The sequence below is a fragment of the bacterium genome (assembly GCA_035419245.1).
Taxonomy (GTDB): Bacteria; Zhuqueibacterota; Zhuqueibacteria; order Residuimicrobiales; family Residuimicrobiaceae; genus JAKPUX01.
Genome location: DAOLSP010000014.1, coordinates 18,025 through 41,370, shown reverse-complemented (window position 1 = coordinate 41,370; position 23,346 = coordinate 18,025). Strand labels below are relative to the sequence as shown.

Below are 23,346 nucleotides of genomic sequence, written 5' to 3'. Positions count from 1 at the left end.
TTGAAACACATTTGGTTTGGCACGTCGTGGTTTCTTCTAATCCTTGTGGCGTGCAGCAGCAAAGAGCCCAGCGTTGCGCGCCTCGGTAAGGAGCGCATTACCCTCGAGGAGTTTAAGACGGCCTATCTGGAGGTGGTCAAGCAGCCGAATGTTTTCGATTCGCACGAGCTGCGCGAGCAATTTCTGGATGAACTCATCGACCGCCGGCTCCTGGCCGATGAGGCCAGGAGGCTGGGTTTGGCCAAGGATGAACGGCTTCAGTACCGCTTCGCGGCCTTCCGCGACAAGGCGCTGCGCGATCTCCACTTTCAGCAGGTGATCAAGCCCAAAATCCATTTCTCCGAAACCGACCTGGAACGCAGCTACGCCTGGATGAACGAAGAGCGGCGCATCAGCCATCTCTTCTGTGCCAGCAAGCCGGCTGCCGATTCGCTCTACACGTTGCTGCAGCAGGGGGTGGACTGGAACAGCTTGGCGCAGCGCACCTTCGATGACCTCCGGCTGGCGCAAAGCGGCGGTGATCTCGGCTGGGTAGCCTGGGAGCAGCTGGAATATGATCTGGCCAACACCACCTTCAACCTTCCCCTGAAGACCCCTTCTCGGCCAGTGGCCTCGAGTTATGGCTGGCATATCCTTAAAGTAACCGACTGGCGCAAGACCCCGCTTCTTTCGGAGGCGCAATACCAGTTGCAGCGCCGCAACGCCCGCACGCTCCTCGAACAGAAGCTGGGCGACAAAGCTGCTTTGGCTTATATCGGCGGACTGATGCGGGACAAAAAGATCCGCATCTATCCTGCAAGCCTGCGCGCTGTCGGCGAGCGGCTGGGGGTGATCCTCCAGCGTCAGCCGTCGACGGCCGATCAACTCCATCTCGAGCAACTCAACGAGGCGGAGATGGGGCGGATCGAATCGTCGCTCTGGGAGCAGCGCCGGGAACCTCTGGCCAGCATCGACGGCGACATACTGACCATCGGCGAGTTCATCGCTGCCCTCAACTACATTCCCTACTATGCGGCGCATCGCAGCATGAAGACCGCGCTCGATTATGTGCTGCGCGACCGCGCCCTGAGCCGGGAGGCGCGCGAGATGGGTCTCGAGCGTGCGCCGCAGGTGCGCATCCGGACTGCGCTCTTCGAGCAGAACCACCTGCAGATGGCCCGCAGGCGCAGCCTGCTGGCGGAGGTCCGAGTGGACAGCTGCGATCTGAAGCGGTACTATCGTGAACACTACGCAGGCCGCTATCCAAACCTGGCTTCCGGTGAAGCCACCGAACTTTTGCGGCGTGAGGTCATGACCGCCAAACGTGCGGCGACTCTTCAGGAGCATCTGCAGCAGTTGCGTGGTCAGGTGCGGATCGAAAAAAACAGTGCACCGATCCATGCCTGGTATGATGCGGTGCTGAAGCAGCAATAAGTGAGAATGAAACAGGAGTCCGCAATGAAGCTATTGCGTAATGGTGCGCTTGTGGTATGGACATGGCTGGCTGGAGCGGCGGCCTGGGCCTCCCCTACAGGGTTTGCCCATTTCGTTACGGTCTCCGGCGACCGCCTCATGGATGGCCCTTTGCCGATGCGCTTTGTCTCGTGCAATATTCCCAATCTGCACTGCATTGAAGACTATATGGCTTTCGAGGAGACCAATGTCTGGCGGATGCCGGATGCCTATGAGATCCGTGACGCCCTCGAGTCAATCCGGGCCATGGGAGGGACGGCGACCCGGATGTACGTCATCACCGTGCGCCGAGCGGATGATACGCCGGATATTCCGCGCTATGTTCTGGGTCCGGGCCAGTTCAATGAAGAGGCTTTTCGCGCACTCGACCAGGTGCTCGCCACCGCCAACGAAGTTGGAGTGCGGGTTATTATCCCCTTCGTCGACAACTGGCCCTGGATGGGTGGACGGGCCGAATATGCTGCATTCCGCGGCAAGAAGGCGGATGATTTTTGGAGTGACCCCCAGATCAAGTCCGATTTCAAACAGACCATCGCCTACATCATCAACCGCAAGAACACCCTGACTGGGGTGCTCTACCGTGAGGACAAGGCGATCCTCGCTTGGGAGACCGGCAATGAACTGGCCAGCCCCAATGAGTGGGCGCTCGAGATGGGGGCCTACATCAAATCCCTGGATAAGAACCATCTTCTGCTCGATGGATTCACCGGCTATGGTTTGCGCGATGAGACCATCGCCAATCCCTATACCGATATCATCACTACCCACCATTACGAGCGCGATCCGCGCGATATGGTTCGCATCATCCGTGAGAGTGCAGCCAAAGCCAAAGGCAAGAAACCCTATCTTATCGGTGAATTCGGCTTTCTCGGCCGCACCGGGGTGGAGGCAGTGCTGGACGAGGTCGCAGCCCATCCTGGCATATGCGGTGCGCTCATCTGGAGCCTGCGGTTTCACAGCCGCGAGGGCGGATTTTACTGGCACTCCGAGCCCGGCCTGGGCGGCTATTTCTACAAGGCCTATCACTGGCCTGGCTTTACCTCGGGTGAAAATTATGCCGAGCGCGAGGTGATGCAGCTGTTGCGCGAGCGCGCCTATGCCATCCGCGGCAAGACCCCGCCGGTGCTGACCCCACCCAAGCCGCCCCGGTTGCTGACCTGCGACGATCCCGCCTGTCTCTCCTGGCAGGGCGCCGTCGGCGCCTCCGGCTATGATGTGGAGCGCGCCTTCTCGCGCCAGGGCCCCTGGAAACAGATCGGCTACAATATCTCCGATGCCGAGGTGGCGCACAAGCCGCTTTTCAATGATGCCGGCGCGCCCATCGGCTCATCCTGCTATTACCGCGTGCGCGCGCGTAATGCCGCCGGCCTCTCCTCACCTTCCAATGTGATCGGGCCGGTCGCAGTGCAGCACACGACCTTGGTGGATGAATGCTGGAATTTCGCGGTCGCCTTCAGCCGCAAAGGCGATCTAACCATGCAGACCGACAATTCGCGCGCCTTCAAGGAAGACGCCCACCGTCTTGCCGGCAAAGAGGGGGCGCAGATCGTCTATTATACGCCAGGCCCCTTGCAGGCGATCAAACTCTTTCTTTTCGCCAAATCAGCGGAAAAGAGCATTGCGGTCAGCCTCTCAGCCGACGGTGGCGATTATACACCGATCGAGATGACTATCCGGGATTTCTTCTTCGGCGCCGCCGACTATAATTATCTCCGGCCGCTGCTCTTTGCAAAGGCCGCGATCCCGGCGGGAATGCATTTTATCAAGGTTGACTTTATGGGAGAGGCCCAGTTGGGGCGGGCCGAATTGACCTATGGCAAGTGAAACCTGCAAGCAACTGGCGCTTCGCGCCGAAAGGGAGCTGCTGAGCGATATCCTCCCCTTCTGGCTGGAGGAGGCTCCCGATCGAGAACGCGGCGGATTCTGGGCACGGGTCTCGCCCGATCTCCAGGTCCGCGAGCGTGCTCCCAAAGGATTGATCCTCAATGCCCGTATTCTCTGGACCTTTTCCGCCGCATACCGGCAGTACCTGAGCCCGGTATACCTCGGGATGGCGCGCAGAGCCTGGCATGAGTTAGCCACCTTTTTCACCGATCCAATCTACGGCGGGATGTTCTGGATGCTCGATGAGCGCAATCTTCCGCTCGATGACAGCAAAAAGATCTACGGCCAGGCCTTTGCGCTCTACAGCCTCACCGAGTACCACCTCGCCAGCGGCGAGCAGGAACCTCTGGAACGCGCGCTCGCCATTTATCGGCTGATCGAGGAGCATAACTACGATTCGGTCAACACCGGCTATCTCGAAAGTGCCAGTCGCGACTGGTCGCCTACCCAGGATCTACGCCTCAGCGCCGTGGACATGAATGAAAAAAAATCGATGAACACCCACCTCCATCTGCTTGAGGCCTACACCCAGCTCTTTCGCGCCTGGCCTGATGATGGACTGCGGGAACGGCTGGTGCAACTCATCAACAATTTTCTCGACCACATCATTGATGCCGGCACCTACCATCTTGTGCTTTTTTTTGATGAACACTGGCAGCCCAAATCGCACAAGATCTCCTATGGGCATGACATCGAGACCAGTTGGTTGCTCGATGAGGCGGCCCAGGCTTTAGGCGATCCGGTGTTGGGCCGCAAATGCCAAAAGATCAGCGTGGCCATGGCGAATGCGGTGCTGGAGGAAGGCGTGGCTGCTGATGGCGGCCTCTGCTATGAATGCGAGGAGGGCCATACTGATGCCGAGGTGCACTGGTGGGTGCAGTCCGAGGCGGTGGTCGGATTCGCCAATGCCTACCAGAACAGCGGCCGGCCGGAATTTCTCACAGCGGCCGTTCGCGCCTGGGATTTCATCGAGGCCCACTTTTTTGACCGCACCTTTGGCGAATGGTATTACAAGGTGAATGCCGGAAGGGAGACGGATCATCATTTGCACAAGATTTCCGAGTGGAAGTGCCCCTATCACAACAGCCGCGCTTGCCTTGAATTGGTGCGGCGCGTCAAACAATGCTGAACTCTGTACAACGGGATTATTATCAAGGAGTCGATCATGCAAGCGGAATCCTTCGCCGACCGCCTGGAACATCTGAACCGGGAGCACGAGGCCTATATCACCCGCCCCAACAAGCCACTGCCCTGGCATAATGGCATTTACCAACGTTATGCCCACCCGGTTCTCACTGCGGGCCACACCCCGCTTTTCTGGCGTTATGACCTCGATCCCGAGCGCAATCCCTTCCTGATGGAGCGGCTTGGAATCAATGCCGTCTTCAATGCCGGCGCGATCGAACTTGATGGCAAGATCCTTGTTATGGCACGGGTCGAGGGCTGGGACCGGAAATCTTTCTTCGCGGTCGCCGAGAGCCCCACTGGTATCGATAATTTCCGCTTCTGGGACTACCCGGTGGTGATGCCCGAAACCGATGACCCGGACATCAACGTCTACGATATGCGCCTCGTCAAGCATGAGGATGGCTGGATCTATGGTATTTTTTGCAGCGAACGCAAGGATCCTGCGGCACCTCCCGGTGATCTCTCCTCCGCCGTAGCTCAGGCGGGCCTCGCCCGCACTCGGGATCTTAAAAGCTGGGAGCGCCTGCCTGACCTCAAAAGCCGATCGCCGCAGCAGCGCAACGTCGTGCTTCATCCGGAATTTGTCGAGGGCCAGTATGCTTTTTATACCCGCCCCCAGGATGATTTTATATCCGCCGGCAGCGGCGGCGGCATCGGCTGGGCGCTGTGCAAGGATATTACCCATCCTGTCATCGAGCAGGAGTACATCATTGACGAGCGCCTTTATCATACCATCAAGGAATCTAAAAACGGTCTGGGCCCTGCACCGATCAAAACACCTCAGGGCTGGCTGCAGCTGGCTCATGGCGTCCGCGGTTGCGCAGCCGGGCTCCGCTATGTCCTCTATCTCTTCATGACCGATTTGCAGCGGCCGGAGAAGGTGATCTATTCACCGGGCGGCTACTTCATCGCCCCCCAGGCCGAAGAGCGTATCGGGGACGTCTCGAATGTGGTCTTTTCCAACGGCTGGGTGGCGCGCGAGAACGGCGAGGTCTTGATTTATTACGCCTCCTCCGATACCCGCCTCCACGTGGCGGTCAGTTCAGTGGAACGGCTGGTCGATTATGTGCGCCACACCCCGCCCGATCCCCTGCGCTCGGCAGCCTGTGTCGCCCAACGCAACGAGCTGATCACTCGCAACCTCGCCGTGCTGCGCAAGGGACGGTCACTATGAAGCACAGAGTGGTTGGCGTCATACTCTGCGGCATTCTGTCGCTGACAGTGGCGGCCCCGGGACAGGTGATCCGGCAGACGCTCCATTCCGGCTGGTTTTTCAGCTCAGACGGGGACCAGATCTCCTGGCTCCCTGCCGAAGTTCCGGGATGCGTTCACACCGATCTCCTGCGTCAGGGGCTTATCCCTGATCCCCATTACCGTGTCAACGAGAAATATGAGCAATGGGTGGGCGAAAAGGATTGGCGCTACCGCATGCGTTTTATGGCCGATGCGGCATTGCTCTCCCGGAAGCGGATCGAGCTGGTTTGCGAAGGACTCGATACCTATGCCGCCCTCTTCCTCAATGGCAAGCAGATCCTGCAGACCGACAATATGTTCCGCACCTGGCGGACGGATGTCAAACCCTTTCTGCTCCCCGGCGAGAATACGCTCGAGGTCTATTTTAGATCGGTCTTTGCGGAGAATCTTCCCAAATGGGAAGCGGCTCCCTTCCGCCTGACGGCGTATGCCAACAACGATCAGGCTGATGTCAAGATCAACATGTACTCTCGCAAGGCCGGTTTCCATTTTGGCTGGGACTGGGGTCCGCGGCTGATCACTTGCGGCATCTGGCGGCCGATCCGTCTCGAGGCGTGGGACACCTTTCGCTTTGAGGATCTGCAGATCCGTCAAAAGCTTCTCAACGATCGCGAGGCCAAGCTGACCGCCGAGTACGCCCTGGAGGCTGATCGGCCGCAGCAGGTGAAGCTGGCCCTCCTGCTTGGGGAGAGAACCCTGGCCAGCCGGCAGGTTGCCCTGACGGCCGGACACCAGACAGTCAAAGTCGACTTTGTCATCAAGCATCCCCGACGGTGGTGGACTAACGGCCTCGGCGAGCCCTATCTCTATACCCTCACCGCCCGCGTTGCACCCGCCTCTGCTTCGCTGAAGGCCTCCACAGCTCAGGAGAAACAGCAGCGCATCGGACTGCGGAGTCTGCGGATTGTGCGCGAAAAGGACCAATGGGGCCGTTCGTTCTATGTAGAACTCAATGGGGTACCCGTCTTCATGAAGGGCGCGAACTATATCCCTCAGGACAATTTTCAGAACCGGGTGACGCGGTCGCGGTACCAGCAGCTCCTCGGCTCCGCCCGCGACGCGCACATGAACATGCTGCGGATCTGGGGCGGCGGCATCTACGAGGAGGATGCTTTCTATGATCTCTGTGATGAATACGGCATTCTCATCTGGCACGATCTGATGTTCGCCTGCGCCATGTACCCCGCCGATGCAGCTTTTCTCGAAAATGTCCGCGCCGAGGTGCGGGACAATCTCCGGCGTCTGCGCAACCATCCCTGCATCGCCCTTTGGTGCGGCAACAACGAGAATCAGATCTCCTGGTATGGCTGGGGCTGGCGCGGGACCTATCCGCCCGAAGTCCAGACGCTCTACGAAGCACAAATGCACCATCTCTTCGATGAGGTGATCCCCGCCGAGGTCGATGCCATTGACCCCGGCCGTTATTACCATCCGGGCAGCCCCAACACCGGCTACAACGACATTCCCTATAACGAGGGCGATGTCCATTACTGGGGCGTCTGGCACAACCAACACCCGTTCGCCGCTTACAGGGAAAACCTCGGCCGTTTTATGAGCGAGTACGGGTTCCAGTCCTATCCGGAACGCGCCACCGTGGAAGGCTTTACGCTGCCGGAGGACCGTCAACTCCATTCACCGGTAATGCTGGCGCATCAGCGCTGCATGTCGGATGAACGGCGCGACAAGGAGTACGGCAATCGGCTGATCCAGCACTATATGGAAAATGATTATCGGTTGCCGCAGGACTTTAACAGTTATCTCTATCTCAGTCAGGTGCTTCAGGCCGAGGGGGTCAAGCAGGCCATCCAGGCGCATCGTTCGGCGATGCCGCGGTGTATGGGGACCCTTTACTGGCAAATCGACGACTGCTGGCCGGTGGCTTCATGGTCAAGCATTGACTATCACGGCCGTTGGAAAGCACTGCATTACTTCGCGCGCGAGGCGTTCAGCACCTATCTGCTCGCTGCCACCGAGGCGGAAGGAGCGGTGGCCATCCGCGTGGTTTCCGATTCGCTCAAACCGGTTGACGCAACCCTAGAGCTGCAGGTGATGGATTTCAACGGTCGCTCCGGTTTTGCACGGACTGATCCGGTACAGATCGCGGCCAATAGCAGCAGGATTTATTTGACCGTGTCCGCAGCCGATCTGCTCGCCGGACAGGACCGCAGTACCACCCTGCTGCGGCTGACTCTGCGTCTGGGCAGCCGGGTGCTGGCGCGCGAGATCTCTTATTTCGCGCCGGTCAAAGCGTTGCAACTGCCGGTGACTGAGGTGCGCTCCGCGGTGACACCCGCACCCGGAGGCTGCCGGATCACCCTCTCCAGTCCGGTGCTGGCCAAGAATCTCTGCCTGCAAGGTGCCGATCCGGAGGGATTTTTCTCGGATAACTATTTTGATCTGCTGCCCGGCGAGTCCCGGGAGGTATTCTATGCTACAACGCTGACGCCGGAGCGAATCCAGGCGGGTTTGCGGATGCAGAGCGTGCGGGACACCTATACGAACTGAAGCAGAAAGGAGTCCGGAATGCACGGTCGCATCATCATAGTAGCCGCCCTTCTGGCTGCGTCTGGATTGTTAGCCCAAAACGGCGCCCCTGCCATCTCGCGCCGCAGCGAAAACGGCGCGAGAATCGGGCTCTATGAAAAATACGAAATCCTGATCGATCTGGATCACGCCGTCTACACCAACCCCTTCGATCCCGATGAGGTTGATGTGCAGGCGGTGTTCACCGCACCTTCCGGCCGGCAGTGGCGTATAGGCGGCTTTTACGACAATTATAACAACCGCAATCTCTGGAAGCTGCGCTTCGCCCCCAACGAGACCGGCAACTGGCGCTATACACTGACGGTGACAACTTCGGCGGGCACCGGCAGCAGTCCATCCTACCTCTTTGAAGCGGCGGCCTCTGCCCATCACGGCTGGCTGCACACCTCAACGATCAATCCCCACTATCTGGTTCATGACGACGGGACCCCCTTTTTTGGAATTGCCATGTTCTGGCCCTGGGGGATCGCTGAACCGGGCCTGAACACTCTCCAGAGTCTCGGCTGCAACTGGGTGGGCTTTTGGAATATCACCTACGATACCGGCAATACCCTGATCGAATCGATGAGCTCCGGTCTGGGGCGCTATGATCAGAACAAGTGCAAACGGATCGATGACATTCTTGAGTGGCTGGAGGAGCGTGACATGGCTCTCTCGCTCTCGATCTGGCCGCATGATCTCTTCTGCCAGAGCCTCCCCGGCTGGGCGCAACGCTGGAATGACAATCCCTATAAGCAGCTTTGCGATGTGCTCGAGATTTACGAGAACGAGACGGCTTGGGGCTATATGGAGAAGCAGTACCGCTACATCATCGCGCGCTGGGGCTACAGCCGAGCGATGGGCCCCTGGGAGATCATCAACGAGATCTCCGGCACCGATGCCTGGGCCGCCGGACGCACGGCCGCGGCTGATGCCTGGACCCGTAAATCCTATACCTTCCTTCGGGCGCATGATCCTTTTGACCGGCCGGTGACAGCGAGCCAGCATGGCGGTAAATTCTGGACGGTCGGCTATGGTATCTTTGATCTGCCCAATATGCATCTTTACGAGACCGATGGCGGGACGGCCCGTTACGCCAACAATCCCGTGCGCAGCAGTGTCTGGGCCTATCATGACGCGGCCCGGCGGATGTGGGAGGGCTTCTCCAAGCCTTCGATCCTCGGTGAAGCCGGAGGCGGATCGAGCAAGAATTTCGGCGGCTATGCCCCCGGTTCGGCGGAGTATACGCGCATGTTTCACAATGCCCTTTGGACAAGCTGGTCGAGTGGCCAGGCCGCTTCGCCGATGTGGTGGGCTTTCAACAGTCATCAGTCGGACATCCGCTTTCAGGAACAGCTCAAGGCCTTCAGCCGTGTGGTGCCAGGCATCGAGTACGCACGCCGCGCCTTCCTGCCCGCCGAGGTGACCGTCAGCGGCGCCGATGTCTTCGCCATGACGGACGGGACCATGGCTTTCGGATGGACGCGGGAGGAATGGGGCCGCGATCTGGCGCGGCGTACGCTTACCCTGCACGGCCTGCAGGATTCGGTCTATACACTCACCTGGTACGATACCTGGAAGGGGGAGGGGATCGCTCTCCATACCCAGCCGTGCAGTGCAGGCGTGCTCATCGATGAAGTGCCGCAGCAGACTGCAGCCGCTGCGGACCTGGCATTCATCATTCGGCCGGCGGAACGCGGCTCGGTTCCGCAACATCTGGGTTTGACCGCCTCGCCGTACCAGCTCTACTGCGACGGGGAGAGTCGGGCGACAGTCCGCTGCCTGATCTATGACAGCGAGGGGCGCTATTGCAGCGAAGCCGGCAACCGCCTGGATTTCAGCCATCGCGGCATGGGTCGCTTGGTTGGCGAGAACACTGTCCTGGCCACGCGAGGGATGGCAGCGATCGAACTTCAGGCGGATTCAGCAGGAACCGGCACGGCCTGGATCACGGTCTCTTCCCCTGGCCTCATCGGCGATACCCTCTCCATTGCCATGAGCGATTTGCAGCTGGTTGATGATTTCGAAGCCTATGATGCCGCCAATCCTGTGGGCACGTTCTGGAAGGTTCGTACCGGAACTTTCGGTGCGTTGATCCTGGAACCACAGCCGGGCGAAGGCGCCGGTCAGCAGCTTCGATTCGACTATGGTATCGGCGCGGGCAAACCGCCCTACGCAGGCTTTTCTTGCACCTTTCCTACCGCGAAAAAAAGCGCAAAATATCTGCGCTTTTTTTTGAAAGGAGATGGCTCGGGGCGCACCCTGGCCGTGCAAATCAACCGGACCAGCAGCAGCTACTGGCTCTATCAACTGCCCCTGACCTCGGCTGTCGGGTTGGTGGTCGAACTTCCCCTCAGCGTATTCACGGCCAGTGATGGCTCCAGTGCGGTCGACTTGACACAGGCCTCCAGTCTGGCGTTCAGTATCCTGAAGGGCGATGGAGAAGAAGGGTCGGGTGCAATCTGGCTGGATGACATCCTCTTTGCCAACAGTCCCGCCACGGATGTCAGAGTGCGTGAACGTCTGGTCCAGCCGGAATCCCTGCAGCTTTTGTCGAATTGGCCCAATCCCTTTAACGCGGTAACAGAGATCGGCTTTGTCTTGCCCCGGCGCTGTCACGTGGACTTGACGGTTTATAATCTACAGGGCGAGCGGATTGCAACCCTGGCCTCGCAAGTCTGTGCACAAGGCGCACACCACATCCCCTGGCGGGCGGAGGGATACCCCTCCGGCACTTATTTTGTGGTGCTGCAGGCGGAAGGCGAGCGGCGGGTCAGAAAATGCCTGCTGCTGCGGTGAGTCTCATGGACTCCAGCCGCGCAGGATTTGCGCTCGGGAATACCAGGCAGCGGCCTCGGCGCTGAGTTGCGGGCGCTGCCGGGTGATCAAGGCGCCGGGACCGCGGCTGCCGTATTCAAAAAAGCGCGAATTCGGTTCTACTGTGAAGAGGATCTTTTCTCCGGTGGAATCGACTGCTGAGATCTCTGCATAGCCCTCGGGACCGAGGTGGTCCTCAATGAAGCAATTGATGAAGATCGCGCTGCCCGAGACCGCAGGATCCGCATGGGGATGCCAAGGGCGGCCGAGACGGACAGAGCCGCGGGCGAGATCGGGGTGCTCCTTGATCAGCCGGCAATCGAGGAAGAGGAAACCATAAGGAAAACTTGCGGGGGTGCTTGGCGCGGTGATGTAGCCGGTCGGATTTTTATCGGGCCGGTCCCGCGAAACAATCTCGCAGCCCTCGAAAAGAGCCTGTCCGGCCCCGAAAATAAAGTCGACATGGCCGAGAATCCGGCACCGGTCAAAGCAGCTGCGGCCGGCGTTGGGAAACAGAGTATCCTGGTAGCCGCTTATGGTGCAGCGGCCGAAGAAAGCGCGGTCGCTTCCCTCCGCGAGCATGACCGCCACGGCCTGAGTATTCCGGACTTTAGTCGAATCTCCCGGCGGCTTGCGCGCATTGCCGGGATAATCAAAACCGTTCTCGATGGTGAGGTCGACGGCGGTGAATCCGGGCGCCCGGATCATCAGGGTCGCGCAGCCCCAGGTGCCCAGGGTGCCTCCTGAAGGCCCCGGCGTGTCACTGTGCGCATCGAAGGTCAACAGGGTCGCCTCGCGGTTCTCCCCGATCAGATGAACCTCCGGGCGGTTAATGGTCACTTTCTCATAATAGCGCCCCTTGCGGATGAATATTCGCCAGGGCGCTGAGGTAGCCGGTGCAACTGCCAGGGCTTGACTGAGCGACGCGAAATGGGGGACGCCTTTCACGACACGCCCGGGTGCTTCGCTGTATCGGGCATCGACGACGGCCTCATATTTCGCCCCGGCCCGGATGCCGCCGGTTGCACAGAGTAACAGGACAAGGAACAGTTTTTTCATCATTTTCCCTTTGACAAGAGCTGTTTCGGGTAGCTTACGAAAAAAATGGCTCACAAACAAACGCTTTTATTGCAGGGAGAAGAAGATGAACATGAGATTGAGCAGCGGTATTGTTATGCTGACGCTGCTGGTCGCGGCGGTCTTGGGTCAGGACCGGACCATCCGCGTCGCCTGCATCGGCAACAGCATCACCATCGGCAGCGGCGGCTCCACCGCCTGGCCGCAGCAGCTCGGCCAGCGTCTTGGTGCCCACTATTCGGTCCGCAATTTCGGCGTCAGCGGCACCACCATGCTGAAACACGGGGATTTCCCCTATTGGAATGAATCCGCCTTTCTACAAGCCCAGGATTTTGATCCCCACATCGTCATCATCACCCTCGGCACCAACGACAGCAAGCCGCAAAACCGCGTTTTTCTCGGTGAGATGTTCGCTGACTATATGGATTTTATCAAAATCCTGCGCAAGAACGGTCGCGACCCGCAGATCTACGTCGCCCGGCCGTGCCCGGTCTTTGGAGATGGCGGCGGCAGCGGCATTAATGGTTCGGTCCTGCACGGTCAGATCGAACCCATCATCGACTCGGTACGAACGGCTGCCGGTGGATTTATGATCGACTGGTACCGCGCCATGCTCAGCCATGCGGATCTCTTTCCTGACGGCATCCATCCGAATACGATCGGCTATGCCATGATGGCTGATACGGCAGCCTGGTATCTTAAAAACAGTCCCTCCGGCTTTATCCGTCTCTTCGCCGCCACCGACACCGAGGTGGAGGTGGGCGAGATGGCTATGCTCTACTGGGAAGCGACGCCTGGTTCGCAAGTCACTCTGAATGGCACACCCGTGCAGGAAATCGATTCTTTGAAGGTCGAGCAGGAGACCCGTACCGTCTATACACTGGCTGCTGCAGGCGCAGTCGCCGACACAAAACGGGTGGTAATTGACAATATCCCTCCTGGCCGCATCAAGTCGTTGAATGCCTTCCCGCTTCAGCTTGATGAGGGAGCTGGCGATACCAGCATCATCTCCTGGCTGACGACCAACGGCTCCACCGTCACCCTCGATGGCGCGCCGGTGACGCAGAATGGCTCCCTGGCGGTGGTGCCTGCCCAGACGACTACCTACACCCTCGCCGCCGGCGGGGGAGAAAACCATAGCGCGCAGATCACCATCGAGGTCCTGCCCTCGGTCGTCATCAACCGCGCCCTGCGTCATCCACTTACGGCCTCGTCGACCCTGCGCGGCGGCAATGCCAGCTGGGCAGTGGACGGCGACACGACAACCGCCTGGCAGAGTGCGGGCAAGATTACAGAATGGATTATGGTCGATTTCGGCCGCACGATCACGCTCAATACTCTGCGGATCCATTGGGGGAACGGCTATGCGGTCAGTTATGCCCTTCAGTTTTACAGCAGCGAAGGCACCGCAATCAAGGCTATTACTCAGAGAAATGGTGACGGCGGTTTGGACGAGGTTACCAATATCAACACACAGGCGCGCTATCTACGCCTTCTCTGTCAGAAAGTCAACGGGGTCAACTATTCTGTGAAAGAGCTTGAGGCGTATGGAACGACAATGCCGGCCGGTGTGTCCCGCCACCAGGCGTTGCCCATTCAGTTTGAGCTTGAGCAGAACTATCCCAATCCCTTCAATCCGGTGACATCCATTGCTTACACCCTGGCGCACCGTACGCAGGTCAGTTTGATGTTGTTTGATGTGAACGGCCGTCAAGTGCGCGTGCTGGATTCGGGTCTGCGCGCCGAGGGGCGCCATGAGATCCTCCTGAACGGCGCCGGCCTCAGCAGCGGCGTCTATTTCTATACGCTGAGTGGTGCCGGCGCTAGCCAGACGCGGCAGATGCTCCTGATCAAATGAACTCTGAGGACTGGACATGAAACGCTTTTGGCTCTTTATGTTGCTGACGGTTGCGCTTTGCGCGTACGCCCGGCCCGACGGTTTTGTCACGGTCAAGGGGACGCGATTTTATCGCCAAGGCCGGCCGTACTATTTCCTCGGCACCAACCTCTGGTACGGCGCCATGCTCGGACAGGAGGGGGAGGCCGGTGATCGCGGCCGCCTGATGCGCGAACTCGATCATCTGAAAAAGCTCGGGATCGACAATCTGCGCGTCATGGGGGCTTCCGAAGGGCTTGGATATGCCGGTCAGATCCAGCCGGCGATCCAGCCGGAACCAGGCCGGTATGACGAAAAGCTGCTTGTAGGACTCGATTTCCTCCTCGCCGAGATGGCCAAACGCGATCAGTGCGCGGTGATTTTTCTCAATAACTACTGGGAATGGACCGGCGGAATGTCGCAGTACATATCCTGGGTCACCGGAGAACAATACCCCTCTCCTCAGGATCCCAAATTCGGGTACTGGGGGCTGATGCGGACCAGCGGGCGTTTTTATACCAACGAGCCGGCCAACGCGATCTACCGCGATTTTATCCGGATGCTGGTCAATCGGGTGAACACAGTCAACGGCCGAGTCTATCGGGATGATCCGGCCATCATGACTTGGCAATTAGCCAATGAGCCGCGACCTTCACCGGAAAATGAGGAGCGCGAACAGCATTTTCGCGAGTTTGCCATCTGGGTCGATCAGACGGCAGGATATATCAAATCCCTGGACTCCAACCACCTGGTCACTACCGGTAATGAAGGATTGAAAGGGAGCCTCGAGTCAGAGAACTGTTACCTCGCATCGCACGCGAGCCCGTATATCGATTATCTGACCTTCCACCTCTGGCTGCTCAACTGGTCTTGGTTCGATCCAAATAAGCCTGCAGAGACCTGGCCGGAGGCCGCAAACAAGGCCGTTGAGTATGTCCGCCAGCACATCGCCTATGCCGAAAAACTGGGCAAGCCGATAACCCTCGAGGAGTTCGGCATTCCGCGCGACGGGCATGCCTATGCGCGCACGGCTCCGGTGAGCTGGAGGAACCGCTACTACACCCTGCTTTTCAACGAGATATACCAGAGCGCCAGATCCGGTTCGGCCATGGCCGGGAGCAATTTTTGGGGCTGGGGAGGTGAGGGCGCAGCCTCTGATCCTGAAACCTTCACCTGGCGTAAGGGCGACGCGTATACCGGCGATCCCCCCCAGGAGCCGCAAGGACGCAATTCGGTCTTCAGCAGCGACAAGAGTACACTTAAAATTCTGCGCACCTATGCGAAAAAAATGACGACCCTGGGCCGCTAGGTCAGCAAGACCTGTACGCATCACAAGTCAAGGGGCGCGCTTGCCGCTCAGGCGCGCCTCCATCTTCCACCAGCACTCCTATCGAACTGCCCGCGGTTTTGCCAAGGTTTGTCCAGACGCTGCACGTCTGTCGCCCATCCTGTCTATCAAGAAGTGAGGTTACGATGCAAAAAATTGGTGCGATCCTTGTGTTTTGTTATCTTGTTACTTCCACCGCGCTTTCATCCGCTCAGGTGATGGGCGTCCGGGAGGATTTCGACGACCCGCTGCTCACCGGCTGGGAGGCTCCGAATAGCGCCACCTTCGCCCTGGCGGCGGTCAACGGCACACTGCAAATCAGCTATAACCGCACAGCCGCTTCCTACGAATGGGACAATTTTAACTATACGCCGCCTCTCATCGATGTTGCTGCGGCACCCTATATCACCCTGAAAGCAAAATCGACGATCGCCTGTGAACTGGTATTGAAACCGGTGTATGTGCAGGGAGAGAACTGGCTGCCTGCGCCCTTGCCAGGCGATAATCAGTGGCATAGCTACAGTTTTAGCCTTGCGCCGGGCGTCTCGAGCCTGCTCACCCGGATCTATTTGTACCTCGATGGCGGTACGACAGCAGTGAAATCAGGGGCGGTCTGGTTTGACGATCTTTGCATCGGCGATGCGGCGGCGACGGCTCTCGCTCCCGACGGAACCGCCCTTGCTACCGCGCTGACGGCGGCTGCGGCGCTGCATGATAACGCAAGCGAGGGAATGGGGGAAGGGGCCTATCCGGCCGGCGCCAAATATGCGCTCCAAACCGCGATCGCTGCCGCCCAGACGGTCCTCTACCGCAGTGGCGCAACTCAGGTTGAATTCGATCAGGCAGAATGGAATCTGCTCGACGCCTGTGTCACCTTCGAAAGCCAGGCCAACATTCCCAACCCAGGCTTGATCGATCCACTTGCCACTCCAAAGACCAAATACCTTTATGCCAATCTCGAGCAGGGAAGCGGCCGGCGGCTCATCTTCGGTATGCACGATGCCACCGGCTACGGCGTCGGCTGGAAGGGCGACGACGACCGCTCCGACGTGAAAAGCGTCTGCGGCGACTATCCCGGCCTCTACGGTTGGGATCTGAATGTAGTCGATCGTGGTTCGGCACCAGAGATGGCACGCTATATCTACCGCATTCAGTCGGCCTATGCCCGCGGGGGGATCAATACCCTCTGCTGGCACCAGTACGATCCCCAGGGCCGTAGTTTCTACGGATCGGTTATCAGTGACAACGTCGTCGCTACGCTGCTTCCAGGGGGGACCTATCACGATTTCTACAAGCGGCGGCTGCAACGCATCGCACGCTTCCTCAAGGGCCTGCGCGGCAGCGACGGCTATTCCATTCCGATCATTTTCCGTCCCTATCATGAACACGACGGCGGAGCCTTCTGGTGGGGCACCAGCAATTGCAGCGCCGAAGAGTACAACCGCCTTTGGCGATTCACCGTAACCTTTCTACGCGATTCACTCAATGTACACAACCTGATCTATGCCATTTCACCGATCAATTTCACCACCCGCAACAGCTATCTCAAGATCTATCCCGGCGACAGCTATGTGGACATCTTCGGCATGGATTTCTATTACTGGGCACCCCTCGACCAGCGTCAGTCCGCCTTCATCAGCGCTCTGAAAGTGCCGGCCCTGCTCGCGAAGGAGCGCGCCAAAATCACCGCGTTGACCGAGGTGGGCTATTCCTGCATCCCAGAACCCGCCTGGTTCAGCCGGTATCTGCTGCCGCCTTTTAAGGAGGACAGCCTCTGCGCCTCGATCTGCTACGCCATGGTCTGGCGCAATGAGTCCACCAGCCATTTTTTTGCCCCGTATCCGGGCCACGCCTCGGTTCCCGGATTCCTCGATTTTTATAGGGATCCGTACACGGCTTTTGAGGCCGATCTGCCGCCGATGTACAGCCGCCCGGGCTCTGACCAGACCCCGCCGGTCTTCATCGTCCGGCCGGAGAGTACGTTGGTTTCGACCGACACCCTGATCACTCTCTACCTCGAAACCGATGAGCGCGCCCATCTCGCCTGGGGTCCAGCCGATCTTCCCTTTGCGCAATTGCCCGGCCGCTTTGAGATCGGCCAGGGAGGATATAAGCATTTTACTGCCATCCATGGCCGGCAGGGGGAGGAGATGACGCTCTACCTCCGCGCCATCGACATCAGCGGCAATGAAACCCCGCAATCCTGGCGGATTACGATCAGGGTTGATACCTTGCAGCGGTCGATCCCCTGGTACGACGAACGCTATCCCGCCTCCGGCTGGTCGAGTGGCAAGGCGCCGCTTGGTTATGGGACCGCTGCGGGCAATACGACCAACACAAGCGAGGTTAAAACCCTCTACTGTGCAGCCAGTTTCACCTTGCCCTACCCAGTGAACAAACTGGGCCTTCTGCTCAAATGCCACGACGGCGCCTTGGTCCGGCTCAACGGCCGCGAGTTGCTGCGCTATAATTTGCCTGCCGGCGAGATCAGCGAGGACACAGCGGCCTTGAGCGGCGGCAAAACCAGCCAGATCTATACCTTTACCGCAGAGGCGCTGGCCCTGCTGCGTCCCGGCGTAAACCTCTTGACGATCGAACTGCATGCGGCTGCCCTCAACGCAGCGGATCTCTCCATCGATGCTCAGGTTTTCGACGCCAGTCAGATCTACTTCAAGCTCGGCAGCACCTGGCGCTATTATGACGGGGGCAAGCCGCCGCTCTTCACGTGCGGCGACTATTTGAGCGGGATCGACGCGCCCCGAGCCTGCACACCGCAACGGCCGGCTTTAGCACAGAATTATCCCAATCCCTTCAATCCCGAGACGACGATCGCTTTTTATTTGCGGCAGGATGGCCCCGTGCGGTTGGCGGTATATGATATCACCGGGCGAATGGTTGCGATGCTGATCGATGGCCGCTGTGCGGCAGGGGAACATCGGGTGATTTTCAGGGGGCAGGGTTTGGCCAGTGGTGTCTATCTCTGCCGGCTCGAGACAGCGGCCGGCCGGGAGGTGCGGCGCATGCTGCTGCTGAGGTGACTAGAGGAAGGCCGGCCGCGGTGTGGCCTCTGCATGGATCGGATGGACCCGGTCCATGCAGAGGCTTTTTTATCTTTATTTGACGAGAAGCAGTTTGCGGGTGAGACGCTGTGCGCCCGTTTGCAGATCGTAGAGGTAGAGCCCCGAGGGCAGCGGATTGCCGGCAGCATCGCAACCATCCCAGTGCAGTGTGTGGTGACCCGCCGCCCAGACGCCTTCGGCGAGCGTGGCCACACATTGGCCGTTCTGGTTGAAGATGCACAGCCGGATCGGCTCGGTCCGGGGCAGGGAGAATCCGATTGCGGCGCCCGGATTGGCGGGATTGGGATAACTCTGCAGCAGCGCGAAATCGGCCGGCCGGGGATCGGTTTCGACACCGCTGATGAGGATCTTGATATACCAGCGCCGCTGGATCGTGAAAGTCCCGTCGCTCACGGTCACCTCGACTACCCCAGGCTTGCTGGTGATGAGGGTGAGGCCGGTTCTGTCGCCGACGGCCAGGCCGTTGAGCCGCCAGGTGATGGCCAATGTGTCACCATCCGGATCGAGCAAACCTAACTGAAAAGCGATCGTGGCACCGGGTTCTATATTTAAGATTGAATCGGCTGGTGTGATGTCCAGTAAGACCGGCGCCCGGTTGGAGGGCTGAACATGGATGAGGGTTGCACTTTGCCTGATGCCGCCGGTGCTGTCCCGGGCGACGAAGGTGACGGAATAGTCGCCGGTTTGATCCATCCCGGGTGTCCAGGAGAAGAGACCGGTCGAAGCCGTGAACTGGGCGCCTGCCGGAAGTCCGGTGGCGGATAGCGTCACCGGATCGCCATCGGGATCAGAAGCTTTGACGTAGTAGAGAAGAGAAGCGCCAGCTTTCAGGGAGGTATCCTTTGGGCAGCTGATCGATGGTACCTGGTTGGGGATGACGGTGGCCGTAAAAAGCGCTCGAACCGACGGATCGTCAGCGGCACTGAGCTGCAGTTGCTGCTGGGCCAAAGTGCCGAGGTGCCAGGAAAGACTGACCCGTCCGAGAGAATTGCACCAGACCGACCCTGCGGGATTACTCTGGCTGCCGGGATCATTCATGGTGATCACCAGTTGCTGCCCGGGCACCGGATTTTCGTACTGGTCCTCCAACTGGGCAATCAGGAACAGGGGCAGAAGGTTGTTGGCGCGGGCCTGCTGCTGATCGCCGCTTATCTTGACCAGCATCGCGGGAGCACTGGGCCGGGCCACGGCAGTGAAGGTCACCGCCGGCAGCGGGGCATGCGTGAGGGAGAGGGTGCAGGCCCCGGCCTTTTTACCCAATGTCCAGATCCATGAGGCCTTTCCGGCGCTGTCGGTGTGCACCGCCGGCAGCGCACTCATTGTGCCGTCGGGATTGTGAAGCGTTACCTCAATCTCCTCTCCGCCAAGCGGATGGGAGAACGAATCGGTCAGCATTACCACCAGGGGTACGGGCAGAGCGGCTCCTACTTCGCCGGTTTGACCTTCGCCGGAGAGGCGCTCAAGCCGGGCTGCGCTTCCTGCGGTGAAACGAACCGAAAGGGTGTCGGGCGAAGCTGGGGCGCCATGTGCGCTTGCCCGCACCGTTACCACCTGGACCCGCGTCGATCGCAGGAGTGCGGTGAGCTGGCCTTCCGCGTCGGTGATGCTGCCGAAGTGTTTCAGCTCAAGCTCTTCGCCGCTCGCGGTGATGACCACTGGCACGCCGGCAAGCGCCAGGCCGTTTTCATCACGGCCGGTGAAGACGACGGTCACACCATCCCGTCCGTTGGCGACAGCGCTCGTCTTTGAGAGGCTGAGCGTTGACCGCGCTGGATCGAGGTGGCGATTGACCGAGGCCAGATGAAAGAGGACGGGTACATTCTGCAGGACTGTGCCATTATAGACCGCAGCGCTGCTGACGGTGACAGCGCCCTCCCCCGGCCCCAGCGTGATGGCGACCTGCGCCATACCAGCTGCATCCGTCATCCGGGTTGTGGAGGAGGCGCCGGAAAGCAGCGCATCGCCACTGATCACGCTGAACTGGACCGCATGGCCTGAGATTGGATTGCCGAGACTGTCCTGCACTGTGACCGTCAAAGGCTGTGGGAGAAGTGTGCCGGGCAAGGCGGACTGACCATCCCCGGCGCCCTGTGTCAGACGGTAGGGACGGCCGGGAGCAGCCGATGCGACCAGCTCCAGGGGTGAGCCGCTCAAGCCGGCGCCGGCTACTGTGATCCGGTTGTTGCCGTTGCCGCTGACGGGACCGAGAGACCAGATCACCTGAATCCTCCCTTCGGCATCGCTCTGCAGCTGCAAGGCAGCGGCGCCGTTGAGCCGGCCGCCGCCGGCACTGATGACAAAGGAGAGGGGGACCTGGGCGACCGGGTTCTCGAAGGCATCCAGAACCCGGAAGGTCAGGGGGGGCAACGCCTGGCCCACCGTGCCGGAATAGCTGAGTGATGCGGGCCCGCGAAGAGCCGTGGCCGGGCCGGCCTGAACGGTCGCTGTGAACTCCATGCTCAGCGCGGGAAAGCCGGCCACAGTGGCGCGCACTCTTTGCGCCGAACCCGCCAGAGTACCGAGCCGCCAGGTTACGCTGGCCATTCCATCCGGGTTGACCGCCAGGCTGCAGTTGTCCAGTTCATTCACCTTGCCGCCGCCTTCCAGCACCTCGAACCGGATCTGAGCGGTGGTTACCGGTGCCGCCAGATAGTCGAGCACCTGCAGGCTAAGATTTTGGGCCAGGATCTGGCCCGCCTGGCCGGTCTGGCGATCACCGCTGCTGCTCCCGAAGTGGTCGGGAATTCCGGCACGCTGACCGCTGGTGGCCGTGAAAATGGCGGTGACGCCGGGAGTCAAGCTGCTTGCCGCCTTGATGTGCGCGGGACCGGTAAGTGAAGCAGCAATATACTGGATAGCTGCGATTCCGTTTTTGTCGGTATAGACCGGATTACTGCCGGTGATCTGGCCGCTCCCTTCCTGGAGGGTGAAAGTGACCGGCACCCCCATGGCCGGATTGCCAAAAGCATCGCGAACGATGACACGAAGGGGGGCAGCCAGCGCCGCACCGGGCAAGGCGGTTTGGCCGTCGCCGTCAAGGATCGTCAGATCCCTGGGCTTGGTGAAGAAGAGCCGCTGCCGGGCGGCGGCGCGGGGGACGCGCAGCACGGTGCTGTCCAGAAGAATGATTTTCAGGTCCACGGTATCGCGGCCGGCGAGGCCGAAGTGCTGCACGGGATCGTCCTGGCAGAGGTAGGCATAGCCATTCTGGATCTGGCGGTAACCCACCAGGTGGTCCATCTCGTCCATGTGTCCCTGATCGAAGACCCAGATTTTGGTACCGAAGGCACCCATATCGCCCTTGGGACCGCGGCCATAGACCTTGAGCCAGCGGTTGTTGTTCTGGGAGTCATTGCGCATCAGATAGTTGTGGTAAAAAGCAGAGAGCTGTTTATTGGCGTCGACAAAGTAGAGATCCAGGTCGCCGTCGTTGTCGATGTCGCCGACGGCTGCACCGCGGGGGTCACCGCTGCGGAAATTGAACCCTGCCGTGGTATTCTCGGTAAAGTTACCTTTACCGTCATTGACGTAGAAGGCATTGCCGCGGAGGTTGGCGTCGAGGGTCCGGCCGATGAAAAAGTCGAGATCGCCGTCGTTGTCGGCATCGAAGAGAATACCGGAGAAACCCCAACCGATCAGATTGCTGACGGTTTTGGGAAGTTTGGTAAAGTGGCCGGTCCCGTCATTTTGATAGATCCGGGTGTGCTTGCCCCCAATGGTGTCATCGTCATCCTTGGGAACCACGAAGGCATCGAGGTCCCCATCGTTATCATAGTCGGCGAAGGTGGTGCCGTTGCAATCGTTGCTCGCTTCGGCAAGACCGCGCGCTAGGGTTTCATCCTTGAAATAGCCCTTGCCGTCGTTGATGAAGAGCTGGTTGTAGATGCGATTGGAGGGTTCATACCGGGTTGATCCGGTGACCGGGTCATAGATGATATTGCGGTGGCAGACAAAGATGTCAATGTCGCCGTCGTTATCGACATCGACGCAGGAAACGCCCTGGGTTCCCTCTTTTTCCGGATTGTCATTGGTCAAACCGCGCGGTCCGTTCCGTGGTTCTACCGTGAAGGTACCATCTCCGTTGTTGATATAGAGCTCATTGGGCTGGGGTGGGGTGGCCTGGATGGTCCCGGACGGTGTTTCCATCGGACCCCAATTGACGCCATACAGATCGAGCCAACCGTCCCGGTTAATGTCGATCGCGATGAGGCCGCGGGTACCGAGGCCGGTGGCTGGAATTCCGGCCGCTGCGCTGACATCCTTGAATCGGGCATTGCCCATATTCTGATAAAGGCGGCTGGCATCGTCGGTTGTCGCATTAAAAATGTCGTAGAGCCCGTCGTTGTTGTAATCGAAGAAGATGATGCCATGGCTGCCGGTCCAGCCGTAGCGGTCGTCTACGCCGTTCGCCGTAGCGACGTCGATATAGGGGCCATCCTTCTGGCTGAGATATAGAAACTCGGGAAGCCCGCCGTTGGGTTCCAGCTCGGCGTGGCGCACAGCATTGCTGACGTAGATATCAGGGAGCGAATCGCCGTTCACATCCGCCATGGCACAGCCGTGGCCATAGGCCGTGATGCCGTTTTTGAGATAGCCCCGGACCCCTTTTTCGGTGGTGATGTCTGTGAATTGGATGGTGGATTGCGGGAACGCGCGGGCCGTGAGAACCAAGAGTGCAGCCAGAAGCAACCGCCGTTCCCGGCTAGAAGAAAGACGGTGTGGTGAGGCGGTCCGGATTTCTTTCATACCATACTCCACTACGAAGGTTAACCCCGTATTCGTCCAACGGAGTTACAATACGTTATATTTGACGTATTTGCGTAGAGTTATTTGATATTTAATCAGGGCAGCTAGATTTTGCTTGCACA

The 23,346-nt window shown here is 59.4% G+C and carries 11 protein-coding genes; 9 read left to right on the top strand and 2 right to left on the bottom strand.

Annotated elements, in window-relative coordinates; genetic code table 11:
- Genes PLH32_14085 through PLH32_14060 form a run of 6 tightly spaced genes read left to right on the top strand, consistent with a single transcriptional unit; the run spans window position 1 to window position 11,100 of the window.
- A complete protein-coding gene (locus tag PLH32_14085) occupies window positions 1–1,413 on the top strand; it encodes a peptidylprolyl isomerase (protein HQJ65738.1) in 1,413 nt (470 codons plus the stop codon).
- 24 nt (window positions 1,414–1,437) lie between these two features.
- Window positions 1,438–3,276 carry a cellulase family glycosylhydrolase gene (locus PLH32_14080; GenBank protein ID HQJ65737.1) on the top strand — a complete coding sequence of 613 codons (1,839 nt, stop codon included), beginning with the start codon at window positions 1,438–1,440 and terminating at the stop codon, window positions 3,274–3,276.
- Entirely contained in the window at window positions 3,266–4,465 is a 1,200-nt protein-coding gene (locus tag PLH32_14075; protein HQJ65736.1) for an AGE family epimerase/isomerase, read from the top strand. The genes PLH32_14080 and PLH32_14075 overlap by 11 nt, the downstream gene beginning before the upstream one ends.
- A gap of 36 nt (window positions 4,466–4,501) precedes the next feature.
- Window positions 4,502–5,698 carry a glycosidase gene (locus PLH32_14070; protein ID HQJ65735.1) on the top strand — a complete coding sequence of 399 codons (1,197 nt, stop codon included), beginning with the start codon at window positions 4,502–4,504 and terminating at the stop codon, window positions 5,696–5,698.
- Window positions 5,695–8,283 (top strand): glycoside hydrolase family 2 protein, encoded by a 2,589-nt coding sequence (locus PLH32_14065; protein ID HQJ65734.1) that lies wholly within the window; start codon window positions 5,695–5,697, stop codon window positions 8,281–8,283. The genes PLH32_14070 and PLH32_14065 overlap by 4 nt, the downstream gene beginning before the upstream one ends.
- An 18-nt stretch (window positions 8,284–8,301) precedes the next feature.
- Window positions 8,302–11,100 carry a DUF5060 domain-containing protein gene (locus PLH32_14060; protein HQJ65733.1) on the top strand — a complete coding sequence of 933 codons (2,799 nt, stop codon included), beginning with the start codon at window positions 8,302–8,304 and terminating at the stop codon, window positions 11,098–11,100.
- A gap of 3 nt (window positions 11,101–11,103) precedes the next feature.
- Here PLH32_14060 and PLH32_14055 read toward each other — a convergent pair whose 3' ends face one another.
- Window positions 11,104–12,177 carry a pectinesterase family protein gene (locus PLH32_14055; protein HQJ65732.1) on the bottom strand — a complete coding sequence of 358 codons (1,074 nt, stop codon included), beginning with the start codon at window positions 12,175–12,177 and terminating at the stop codon, window positions 11,104–11,106.
- Between the two features lie 85 nt (window positions 12,178–12,262).
- Here PLH32_14055 and PLH32_14050 point away from each other — a divergent pair, with 85 nt between their 5' ends.
- The 3 genes from PLH32_14050 to PLH32_14040 all read left to right on the top strand — a co-directional run bounded on the left by PLH32_14050 (window position 12,263) and on the right by PLH32_14040 (window position 18,436).
- Window positions 12,263–14,053, top strand: coding sequence for a GDSL-type esterase/lipase family protein (locus PLH32_14050; GenBank protein HQJ65731.1), 1,791 nt, complete (start codon window positions 12,263–12,265; stop codon window positions 14,051–14,053).
- Between the two features lie 16 nt (window positions 14,054–14,069).
- Entirely contained in the window at window positions 14,070–15,380 is a 1,311-nt protein-coding gene (locus tag PLH32_14045) for a cellulase family glycosylhydrolase (GenBank protein ID HQJ65730.1), read from the top strand.
- Between the two features lie 164 nt (window positions 15,381–15,544).
- Window positions 15,545–18,436: a glycosyl hydrolase gene (locus PLH32_14040; protein ID HQJ65729.1), complete on the top strand. Its 2,892-nt coding sequence runs from the start codon at window positions 15,545–15,547 to the stop codon at window positions 18,434–18,436.
- 75 nt (window positions 18,437–18,511) lie between these two features.
- On the opposite strand, the gene PLH32_14035 is transcribed toward PLH32_14040, so the two are convergent.
- On the bottom strand, window positions 18,512–23,224 hold the full coding sequence (locus PLH32_14035; protein HQJ65728.1) for an FG-GAP-like repeat-containing protein: 4,713 nt from the start codon (window positions 23,222–23,224) through the stop codon (window positions 18,512–18,514).
- Between the last annotated feature and the right edge of the window lie 122 nt (window positions 23,225–23,346).